This is a genomic window from Pantoea sp. JV6 (assembly GCF_025910055.1).
Lineage (GTDB): Bacteria > Pseudomonadota > Gammaproteobacteria > Enterobacterales > Enterobacteriaceae > Pantoea > Pantoea agglomerans.
In genome coordinates this window covers 543,864-554,489 of the sequence record NZ_JAPCIM010000003.1, presented here as the reverse complement: position 1 = coordinate 554,489, position 10,626 = coordinate 543,864, and the positions used below count along the sequence as shown (strand labels likewise).

Genomic DNA, 10,626 nt, shown 5'->3' with positions numbered 1-10,626 from the left:
ACCGCGTGAGCGGCGCGAGGACGGCCCGGCAGCAGCAGAGGTGCGCTGGCCCGCACTGCGGCTCGCTCGCCCGGAAAAAAAGGCTGTCACGTTTAACCGTGACAGCCTTTACAAATCTAATCTTAACTGATCAGCATTGCGCCAGCGGCGGGTTTTTTATTTTGTGAAGCAGAGTCTGGATCAGGAAACATACGCCTGCTTACGCCAGATGAAACTGCTCTACCGTCTGTGACAGCTGCTGCGCCTGATCCTCCAGCGAACTGGCGGCAGCCGACATCTGCTGCACCAGCGCGGCATTCTGCTGGGTGACGCCATCCATTTCATTGACGGCAATCGTTACCTGGCTGATGCCACGCGCCTGTTCGCTTGATGCTGTAACAATCTCACCGATAATCTCCTGCACCGAATTCACCGCCTGCATCATCTCCTGCATGGTTTTACCGGCATCGTTTACCAGCCGGACGCCGCTCTCGACCCGCACGCTCGACTCTTCAATCAGTGCGCCGATCTCTTTCACCGCGTTCGCGCTGCGCTGGGCCAGATTACGCACTTCAGAAGCCACCACGGCAAAACCGCGTCCCTGCTCACCGGCGCGTGCAGCCTCCACCGCCGCGTTCAGCGCCAGAATATTGGTCTGGAAGGCGATACTGTTAATCATGGTGGTAATGTCGCCGATCTTTTTCGAACTGTCATCGATCTGCGCCATGGTCTGCACCACCTCACCCACCAGCGAGGCACCACGACTGGCGATGTGGGTAGCGTTTTCAGTCAGGCTGGTCGCCTGCTGCGCGTTATCGGCATTCAGGCGAATCGTGGCGCTGATCTGCTCCATGCTGGCTGCGGTCTGCTCCAGCGCGGCGGCCTGTTGTTCGGTGCGTGACGCCAGATTGAGGTTTCCGCTGGCAATTTCACCCGCCCCCTGGCGTACTGATTCACTGGAATCTTTAATCTGCCCGACAATCTGCCGGAGCTGGCTTTGCATGGTATCCAGGGCGAAAAAGAGGCTGCTGCGATCGCCGTTTTTCACCACAATCGCGTTATCCAGCTTGCCATCGGCGACGGCCAGCGCAATATGCGCCGCTTCAGCCGGCTCGCCACCAATCGGACGCAGCACTTTACGGCTGAACAGCATGCCCAGCACCGTCCCGACCAGCAGAACGCTCACGACCATCAGGATCACCGCCCACATCAGCTGCCGGTTTGAGGCGGCCATCACCTGACTGACCGGCGCCACCACGCCCAGATACCAGGGTTTGTCGCTGTTACCTATCATCACCGGCTGCCAGGTGACTAAAGCGTCTTCACCCAGCACGGCATCAAATCGCTGGACGACTTTTGACGTAAAACCCTCTTTTTCGCCTTTCCAGGGCTTCCCGGCTTCATCTTTCACCGGCGAAGAGACCACATTCCCGCCGTGAGAAAGCAGCAGCGCATAGCCGCTTCCCTGCCAGGGTTTGATCTGATTCACTTTCTGTTGCAGTGATGCCAGTGAAATGTCAGAGGTAACAATCGCCTTTAGTGTGCCCTGATCGATAATCGCGGCGGCGACGGAGGTGAGCAATGTTGGCACGCCGTTATAGGCATAGCTATAGGGTTCTGTGAGCGTATCTTTTTGTGTTTTTTGCGGGATCAGATAGTAATCGCCCTGACCCGGTGTCAGATAGGAGAGCAGCGGATGCATCGCGTAAGTACCTGACGCGTCACGATCGACAAAAAAGGCATAACGGCCCTGCGGTGCCTGACCCGGCTGTGAAGCGAACTCGGTATCACGGCCATCAAACGCATTCTGTTCAAATATCACTGACATCGACAGATAGTCAGGGTTAGCACGCAGCGCATACTCCATCACCTTATCGGCCGCTTTGCGATCGGTAATACCAGCGTGGGGCAAGGCAATCAGACTTTGTCCAAGGTGACTCGCGACATCACGTGCATGGCTCAATTCCTGCTGTACCTGTAAGGCACGGCTCTGCGCAATCTGCTGCAGATATTGTTCGGCCAGCGCCTTCTGCTCTTTACCGGATTGCCAGCTGAGAACCCCAATCGTCACGGTAAATCCCAGCACTATCGTTAAACCACCCATGATCAGCATCTGGGCACGGGTACTCATTCTTTTCTTATGTGTTAACTGACTGACCATAGTGCTTCCCCTGAAATTTACCTGGCTCAATACCTCCTTGTAGTTATGGTGCTCCTGAGATCATCTATCGGCGGCGTTTTTTTGAACTTTAATGGCCATTTCCCCGCCGTGATGGGGGTCTCACAGCGCGTGATTACGGGAAGTTGATCGCAAAGGGATTATGGCGCTGCGCATGAACGGCCTTTTTTTGATCTGCAACAATACTGGTGCCCGCCATTACTGTCAGTTTATGTCAACAGTTGCTGTAGCCCCCTTATCGCAGTGGAGATAGAACAATGATCGGTAAATCAGGATTAGCTGTCGGGATGGTTGTCTGGCTGGCGTATGTCGCCTGGATCGTTCACTACTATTCAGACACCTTTATGCAGTTCTCCCGCTAAGCAAACAGGACCTTCGGGTCCTTTTTTTTGCCCATAATTCCGCGTGATTAGCCTGTGAGCCAAATATTCGCTATTATCGACTCATTCCGTGAGCCGAATAACCTCTTTTATTCGGCTCATCCACCCTTAGCGTGAGCCGATTATGAGCGTTACCTGGATCTGGCAACAGCCGGACTGGCCCCATTTTCAGTGGCAGGACGCAGTGCTGTTACCGCGCCTGCGCCATCTGCAGCAGCAGCGCGGATTGCTGTTGGGCCGTGCCAGCCTGCATTCAGACAGTGAAACCCAGACGCTGGATACCCTGCTCAGCAATATCCTCTCCTCTTCCGCGATTGAAGAGGAGCGGGTCAACGTGCAATCGGTCCGCTCATCGCTGGCGCGTCGGTTAGGCGTGACGGAAGAGCAGCCCTATCCGGTCTCCGATCGTTCAGAAGGCCTGGCTGCCATGATGCTCGATGCCATCAACAACCGCAGCCAGCCGCTGACGCCTGAGCGTCTCTGTCAGTGGCATCGCTGGCTTTTCCCGGCCGATGAGTGGACGGTGCAGCGCCTGAGCGTCGGCACGCTGCGCGGCAGTGAGCCGATGCAGGTCATCTCAGGTCGCATCGATCGTCCCACGGTGCATTTTGAAGCGCCGCCGCGACAGGGACTGGAGCCGCAGCTGGCGCAGTTTATTGAGTGGTTCAACAGCAGTCAGCATGATGTGATGCTGGACCCGTTGCTGCGCGCCGCCATCTGCCACCTCTGGTTTGTCACCCTGCACCCTTTTGATGATGGTAATGGTCGTATCACGCGTGCGTTAACCGATCTGGCGCTGGCGCAGGCCGACAGTCAGAGCATCCGGCTGTATGCCATGTCACCCGCCATTCTGACGCAGCGTGCCGGTTATTACCGCATCCTTGAGCAGACGCAGAAAGGCGGCCTGGATATCACCCACTGGCTGGTGTGGTTTCTTGATATCCTGGATGAGAGTCTGCAACAGGCGATGAACGTCATCGATCGCACTCAGATTAAAGCGCGTTTCTGGCTGCGGCATCAGGGGATGGGATTGAGTCCGGAACAGGTGAAAGTGCTGAACCGGCTGCTGGATGGCGGCGAGCAGGGTTTCGAACTGGGGATCAGCGCCAGCCAGTATCAGAAGGTCGCCAAAGTGAGTAAAGCCACCGCGACCCGTCATCTGGCCGATCTGGTTGAAAAAGGCTGCCTTTACCGGCTCGAAGGCGGAGGCAGGAGTACCCGCTATCAGGTTAACACCCGCGAGACGCCCTGAGCCAGGCTGTTTTAACTGCTAACCGGGAGTACATCGCGATCGTTGTGATGTACTCCTGAGTGCGGGAATTACTCTTTAAGTGAAGCCCCGTTGGTCGCAATGACCTCTTTATACCAGTAAAAGCTTTTCTTCCGGCTGCGGGCCAGCGAACCTTCCCCGGTATCATCGCGGTCAACATAAATAAAACCGTAACGCTTAGACAATTCGGCTTTTGATGCGCTGACAAGATCGATTGGCCCCCAGCTGGTATAACCCATGACCTCCACGCCATCGTCAATGGCCTCACGCACCTGAACCAGATGATCGTTGAGGTAGCTGATGCGATAATCATCCTGCACGACGCCCGTTGCATCCGGTATGTCTTTGGCGCCCAGTCCGTTCTCAACAATAAAAAGCGGCTTCTGATAACGATCCCACAGCAGATTCAGTAAGGTCCGCAAGCCCACCGGGTCAATCTGCCAGCCCCATTCAGAACTCTGCAGGTGAGGATTTGGCACCATACTCAGAATGTTACCCCGCATCTGCTGATTCAGTGCTTCATCGGCGGTCACGCAACCGGACATGTAATAGCTGAACGAGATAAAATCGACGGTCGACTGGAGTATCTGACGATCGGTATCCGTGATATCCAGCTGAATATTATTCTCACGAAAGAACCGCAACATATAGCCCGGATAAACACCACGGCACTGAACATCGCCAAAAAATTGCCATTTCCGGTTCTCCTGCAGCGCTTCCAGCACATCATCAGGCTTACAACTGAGTGGATAGACCAGCCCTCCCAGCAGCATATTGCCAATGCTGGCATTCGGGTTAATCTCGCGACAGGCTTTCACCGCCAGCGCACTGGCGACCAGTTGATGATGAATTGCCTGATACACCTCAGCTTTGCTGCTGGTTCCCGGCAGACCCACACCGGTCATTGGCGCGTGAAGCGACATGTTAATTTCGTTAAAGGTCAGCCAGAGTCTGACTTTCTGCCGGTAGCGGGCAAACACCGTACGGGCATAATGCTCAAAGAAGCCAATCACCTGACGGTTACCCCAGCCACCATACTGCTTCACCAGGTGCCAGGGCATCTCATAGTGTGACAACGTAACAAGTGGGGTGATATGATGTGCGGCCAGCTCATCGAATAACCGGTCATAAAAGGCCAGACCAGCCTCGTTGGGCTGTTGCTCGTCACCGTTCGGGAAGATGCGCGTCCATGCGATTGAAACCCGCAGACAGCTGAACCCCATCTCTGCAAACAGCCTGATATCGTCCGGATAGCGGTGGTAAAAGTCGATCGCGATGTCTTTGAGGCTTTGGCTGCCCTCAACGCGCTCCGATACCGGGCCAAAGATTCCCTGTGGCTGAACGTCTGAGGTTGAGAGGCCTTTGCCCTCTTCTCGCCATGCGCCTTCAACCTGATTAGCGGCAACAGCACCGCCCCATAAAAATGAATCCGGGAAAGTTTTCATCCTGTTCTCCTTTTATTGACGAGTGACGCTGAGTAAAGGCGTACCTGCAGTGACCGCGGTCCCTGCAACAGTCATCACCTCAGGATACTCATCGCTGTTAGTGATAATGATCGGTGTTGCCAGGTCATATCCGGCATCGAGAATGGCCTGACGATCGAACTCCAGCAGCAGATCGCCGGCCCTGAACGCGTCGCCCACTTTTACATGTGCCGTGAAAGGTTTGCCGTCGAGCCTGACGGTATCGATACCCACATGGATCAACAGCTTAATCCCGCTGTGACTCAGCAGCCCTATGGCGTGTCGGGTCTGAAACAGGGAGGCCACCTCACCCGCAAAAGGCGCAATCACTTTGTTGTCGGAAGGGATGATGGCCACACCCTGTCCCAGCAGGCCACTGGCGAAGGTTGGATCGGGAATCTGACCAAGCCCCAAAACGGTGCCTGTCATCGGTGACAGAATGTCATCTTCGCCAGGGGTAATCGGGAACGCTGCGTCTGGCGCCGTGTTTCGGGGCATACCGGCTACCAGCGTCATGCCGCAACCCAGTATCAGCCCGAGTAGCGTCCCGGCAATACCGCCCCATAACGTGGAATCCACACCGCTAGGTGGGATCATCTGTGCGATGGTAAAGATGTTGGCAAAACCAAATGAATAAACGTGGGTGCTGCTGAGGCCGACAATGGCACCGCCAATAGCGCCCGCCACGCAGCCAAAGATAAAGGGACGGCGCAGCGGCAGATTAACGCCATAGACAGCCGGTTCAGTGATACCAAAGATCCCTGCGGTCACGGATGAACCCGCCAGCATCTTCTGTCGTGCATCCCGACTGCGCAGAAACACCCCCAGCGCCGCGCCAACCTGGCCCATGACAGCAGGCAACAGCATAGGCAGCATTGAGTCATGCCCCAGTACGGCAAGATTGTTGATCATCAGTGGCACCAGTCCCCAGTGCAAACCAAAAATCACACAGACCTGCCACAACGCGCCCAGGGCAGCACCAGCCAGCCAGGGTGCCAGCGCATAAATCCACTGGTAGCCGTTCGCCAGTATCTGACTTAAGCCCGTGGCCAGTGGGCCAATCACCAGGAAGGTCAGCGGCACGGTGACGCTCAGACAGATCAGTGGCGCAAAGAAGTTTTTCATGGAGGCGGGAAGTCGCCGGCTGCTCTGCTTTTCCAGCCAGCAACTTACCCACGCGGCGAGAATAATCGGGATAACGGACGCACTGTAATTAAACCAGGTTACAGGGATGCCAAGAAACGCGTCCGTCATTTCACCTGACTGCTGGCTGGCATTAAAAGCTGCAATCATCGTCGGGTGGGTCAGCGCCCCACCAATCACCATGGTAATAAAGGGATTGCCGCCAAATTTCTTCCCGGCGGTGTAGCCCAGCACCAGAGGAAAGAAGAAAAACAGGGCATCACTGGCTGCAAACCAGATTTTATACGTTCCACTTTCAACAGAAAGCCAGCCACAGACCACGGCCAGCGCCAGTAAACCTTTTAGGATCCCTGAGGCGGCGAGAATGCCGATAAACGGGGTAAAAATGCCTGACACAATGTCGATCAGATGGTTGAAAACATTACCCCCGGTCTTTTCCCCTTCTGTTGCTGCAGAAAGCTCATCAGCCAGCCCCGCTTCACTACGCACAGCCTGCCAGACATCATGAACGTGGTTGCCAATCACCACCTGAAACTGCCCGCCGCTTTCAACGACCATAATAACGCCCGGATTTTTCTTCAGTCCTTCAGCATCGGCTTTATGGTTGTCTTTCAGTTTGAAGCGTAACCGGGTGGCACAATGAACCAGACTTACGATGTTCTCCCGGCCACCAATATGGCTGAGGATATCTTGTGCCAGCGTGTGATATTCCATCTCGATTTCCTTACAACCGATGCCTGCGGACATCAGTTAACTGAGCCAAAAATGAAAAAAACCTGAGAACGTCCTCCTTTCAGAGTTCGCGCTCAGGTTTTGCCTGCGTTAAGCAGTAACAATCCGGTTTATAGAGCTTATTGCCCCTCTTTTCTCACCCGTTCGATGTTAATGGCGAGAAACATAATCTCTTCCGCGGTCAGCTCACGCTGATAGCTTTGTTGCAGATGCTGCGCGATTTTCACCGCACATTTCCAGGCTTTGGGATAGTTATCTTTTACGGCTGTATGCAGCGATACATCGTCATCGTTCACCACGGTACGCGTCAGCATCCGCTGAGCAAAAAACTTCAGATGAGTGACAAAACGCTGGTAACTCAGCGACGATTCGATGTACTCCAGCTGCAGTTGATACTTCACCAGTTGCAGAATCTCCTGCATAACCCGGGTGACATGCATCACTTCCGGCATTTCATTATTGAGCTGCGCCGTCACCAGATGTAGCGCGATAAAGCCGGCTTCATCCTCCGCGAGTTCGACATTCAGACGACGTGAAATGATAGCCCTGGCCTCCTGACCCAGTTCGAACTCTTTGGGGTAGAGGCGTTTGATATCCCACAGCAACACATTTTTAATTGCCAGACCTTTTTTCTGCCTTTCAATGGCAAAGTAGCAGTGGTCGGTCAACGTGATATACAGGCTCTCCTGCAATGTCCCCAGACGTTGTGTTGCCAGATCAATAATGCGGTCGCAGGTGGTCATCACTTCAGGAGGGATCTGGTGTAACAACTCCTCCAGACGACGTACCAGCAGATCACTTTGCAGCGCAAATACCTTCTCAATGTGCGCAGCGTTGAGACTGTCACCGATGCGCTTCTGGAAAGCCAGTCCACGCCCCATCACGACCTGTTCGCGTCCCTGCTCATCCTGAACCATCACCACGTTGTTATTAAGAATTTTGGCGATTTTCATCGGAACCCCAGAAACAAAAAAACCTGACATCCGACAGAGGCCAGAAGTCAGGTTTTGCCTGCCTAAGCAGTAACAATCCAGTTCGGGAACTCTATCAGTTTTAGTCGTGACCTCAATCTGTCAGGGCAAAAAGCGTGACAGCGATCGAAATCCTCTTATTAACTTAAAAAGTGACTACCGTGTTGAGTTCAGTCACCCAGGCATCCTGCGTGTGGCGATACCCGCCGGACGAGACCAGTATTAAAGCCGGGGGTGCGGTTCCGGGCAGCAAAAGGGGTATGACGCTCAGTGGAATGAAAACTCACGTTATGGGAGGAAGATGGTCATGCGAGGAAGGTCGTCTGAAAAAGCGACTAATGGACTGCAGTGTTCATTAACTGCCATTTAGCGACTAAAAACACACCGCTTTGAACGCTTTTGTCACTGATCACAATGTTTTGATTTATCGGACGAAAAGCCCTTAATGTGTGAAATCGTTCTGTTGAGCGTCAGAGCCCGTTATGCAGGGTAAAAGAGTGGAAGGAAGACTATCTGTAAAAAAGTTAGCAGGAGAACAGCTCAAACCGCTATTCAGAAACAGCAACGCCGGAAGGTTCGCTTCCGGCGCTGTTGAGATTACGCAGCTTTAACGGCGCGTACTTTCTTTGCAGCAGGCTCTTCCTGCGACTCATCCGCGCTATCGTCTGAGACAGCTTCTGGCTGAGAGACGGGTGCTGCTGCCGCTTCCGGCAGTTTGCTGGTGCGCAGAATATGCTGAACCGCATCTTTTTGCTCTGCAATCAGCAGGCCCAGCGTTTCCGCCTGAGATTCATCCAGTGCAGGTTGATGCTGTAACAGCCAGTCGGTGAAGGCTTCGGCCATATCGAGCATTTTGTCGTAGGCATCGGCCTCTTTCTTATTGGCAAACGTCATCTTCTCTTCACCCTTTCTGACTACTACAAATTTTGTTTCAACAGCCATCTTCTCGCCCTCAGGTACTGTGTATGCATACAGTATATCATGCCGATCCTGCTTTGCCAGCAGAGAATAGAGTTTATCGGTTGTGCACGGGCTAACCTTAACCTGGCACAGGCTTTTTTCATTTTTCCTGACGCATTCTCCGCCGCGAGGGCCGGCGGCTACACCAGCAGCTCTTCAAGAAACATCGCCAATGCCTTACGGGGATCGTCCTCTTCCGAGACGATCACCTCAATCCCCCACTGCCCCAGCACCTCTTTGGCCACCGGGTTGTTCCGGTTAGTGAACAGGTACGATTTTGGCCGGGCGGTTGCCAGCCCGGTGCGGCCCCACATCTTGGTCAGACGGTAAAACAGCAGGCGAATATTGAAATCACTTATGCTGTAGCCGACAAACAGTACTGAGTTGCCCATCACATCGTGAGTCAGTTTGATGTCGAGCGGCGAATCAAAATAGAGGCGTTCAAAATAGCTGCTCTCATCGAGCACGATTGAGGTGTCATCATCAAAATCACCGTGCAGCTTGATGATGTGACGCTTATCTTCAGTGAGAGAAACCAGGTCCGCGGCGTTTGCCACTTTATAATAGGGTACGCCGTGCGCTTCATGCGCCGCTTCCAGCCAGCGATCGTAATTGGTGGTGTAGATACGCGAAAAGTTACCCTGGGTAATCATGGTATGAATTTCAGAAGAGCGGACATCAATATCGGGGCGATGCCATTCGCGATCCATCCAGCTGCGCAGCGGGCCAAGCGAACCTTTTTTCTGTTTGTAATACTCCGCCAGCGACAGGTGCGTGCCATAGGTATTAAAGATTTTTGGATCGTAACCCAGCTCATTAGCAAGATGCGCAATCAGTTCATGCCACTCGGGCAGGCCAAAATTGCGCGAAATACCGGCACCGGCAAACAGAATCAGTTTGCCGGAATCATAGGCGCGTTTGAGTTCAGGTTTCATGCCATGCCCCGCGAGGTTTTTAAAAAGGTGGCGAAGCGATCCAGCGCGATGCGCCGCATCGAGATCTCATTCTTGAGTTCGCCCATTTCAGCAAACGTCTGCTCATAGCCTTCGGGAATAAAGACGCAGTCCCACTGAAAGCCACGCGTTCCGGCAGGTTTCGCGGCGATAGTGCCGCGCAGTTCACCCGAAAACTGGTACATTTTGCGGCCATCGCAGTAGCCCAGCACCGTTTTGGCCGTCACGGCCTGGCTGTCGAGCCCCTGCACCAGCGCGGTAAAGCGCTCAGCGTCCAGGCGGTTCCAGAAGATGCGGGTCAGACCGGCGGGCAGGCCATTGAGGCCATCCAGATAGAGGCCGGTATGCTCTACAAATAGCGGTCGCCCAATCAGCGAAAAGGCTTTGGTCAGTTTGTCGCGTACCAGGTCGAGTTCGTTTTCAGTCTGAATTTCTTCGATGCGACGGGCGATGGGCAGAACTTCGACCCCGACAGGTTCGAGTATTTTGCGCACCTCCGCCAGCTTTTGCTCATTGGCAGAAAGGAATCTGATTTTCATGGGGCTTCCAGGTCAATTACTCCGCCACGCAGTGAGGATTTTACGGAAACAGGCGGG

8 protein-coding genes are annotated in these 10,626 nt (G+C 54.0%); 1 reads left to right on the top strand and 7 read right to left on the bottom strand.

Going from position 1 to position 10,626, the window contains the following annotated elements; all coding sequences use genetic code 11:
- Window positions 1-199 precede the first annotated feature (199 nt).
- Entirely contained in the window at window positions 200-2,140 is a 1,941-nt protein-coding gene (locus OK412_RS06685) for a methyl-accepting chemotaxis protein (RefSeq protein WP_264352903.1), read from the bottom strand.
- Between the two features lie 522 nt (window positions 2,141-2,662).
- Between OK412_RS06685 and OK412_RS06680 the strand changes: the two genes are divergently transcribed.
- A complete protein-coding gene (locus tag OK412_RS06680) occupies window positions 2,663-3,790 on the top strand; it encodes a Fic family protein (protein WP_264352902.1) in 1,128 nt (375 codons plus the stop codon).
- Window positions 3,791-3,858: 68 nt separating this feature from the next.
- Here OK412_RS06680 and OK412_RS06675 read toward each other — a convergent pair whose 3' ends face one another.
- The 6 genes from OK412_RS06675 to OK412_RS06650 form a co-directional block, all read right to left on the bottom strand.
- Window positions 3,859-5,253 (bottom strand): glycoside hydrolase family 1 protein, encoded by a 1,395-nt coding sequence (locus OK412_RS06675; RefSeq protein ID WP_163641347.1) that lies wholly within the window; start codon window positions 5,251-5,253, stop codon window positions 3,859-3,861.
- Between the two features lie 12 nt (window positions 5,254-5,265).
- Window positions 5,266-7,128, bottom strand: a complete 1,863-nt coding sequence (bglF, locus tag OK412_RS06670; RefSeq protein WP_264352901.1) for a PTS beta-glucoside transporter subunit IIABC — start codon at window positions 7,126-7,128, stop codon at window positions 5,266-5,268.
- A gap of 137 nt (window positions 7,129-7,265) precedes the next feature.
- The gene (gene licT / locus OK412_RS06665) at window positions 7,266-8,099 is read right to left on the bottom strand and encodes a BglG family transcription antiterminator LicT (RefSeq protein WP_010670373.1); all 834 of its coding nucleotides are present in this window, start codon (window positions 8,097-8,099) and stop codon (window positions 7,266-7,268) included.
- Between the two features lie 615 nt (window positions 8,100-8,714).
- Entirely contained in the window at window positions 8,715-9,059 is a 345-nt protein-coding gene (locus OK412_RS06660) for a YebG family protein (RefSeq protein WP_033768961.1), read from the bottom strand.
- 158 nt (window positions 9,060-9,217) lie between these two features.
- Window positions 9,218-10,012: an SIR2 family protein gene (locus OK412_RS06655; protein WP_010247078.1), complete on the bottom strand. Its 795-nt coding sequence runs from the start codon at window positions 10,010-10,012 to the stop codon at window positions 9,218-9,220.
- Window positions 10,009-10,569 carry a non-canonical purine NTP pyrophosphatase gene (locus OK412_RS06650; RefSeq protein WP_010247077.1) on the bottom strand — a complete coding sequence of 187 codons (561 nt, stop codon included), beginning with the start codon at window positions 10,567-10,569 and terminating at the stop codon, window positions 10,009-10,011. The genes OK412_RS06655 and OK412_RS06650 overlap by 4 nt, the downstream gene beginning before the upstream one ends.
- Window positions 10,570-10,626 lie beyond the last annotated feature (57 nt).

Coding starts and splice junctions, on each gene's coding strand:
- OK412_RS06685 (WP_264352903.1), bottom strand. CDS start 2,140: ATGGTCAGTCAGTTAACACATAAGAAAAGAATGAGTACCCGTGCCCAG.
- OK412_RS06680 (WP_264352902.1), top strand. CDS start 2,663: ATGAGCGTTACCTGGATCTGGCAACAGCCGGACTGGCCCCATTTTCAG.
- OK412_RS06675 (WP_163641347.1), bottom strand. CDS start 5,253: ATGAAAACTTTCCCGGATTCATTTTTATGGGGCGGTGCTGTTGCCGCT.
- bglF (WP_264352901.1), bottom strand. CDS start 7,128: ATGGAATATCACACGCTGGCACAAGATATCCTCAGCCATATTGGTGGC.
- licT (WP_010670373.1), bottom strand. CDS start 8,099: ATGAAAATCGCCAAAATTCTTAATAACAACGTGGTGATGGTTCAGGAT.
- OK412_RS06660 (WP_033768961.1), bottom strand. CDS start 9,059: ATGGCTGTTGAAACAAAATTTGTAGTAGTCAGAAAGGGTGAAGAGAAG.
- OK412_RS06655 (WP_010247078.1), bottom strand. CDS start 10,012: ATGAAACCTGAACTCAAACGCGCCTATGATTCCGGCAAACTGATTCTG.
- OK412_RS06650 (WP_010247077.1), bottom strand. CDS start 10,569: ATGAAAATCAGATTCCTTTCTGCCAATGAGCAAAAGCTGGCGGAGGTG.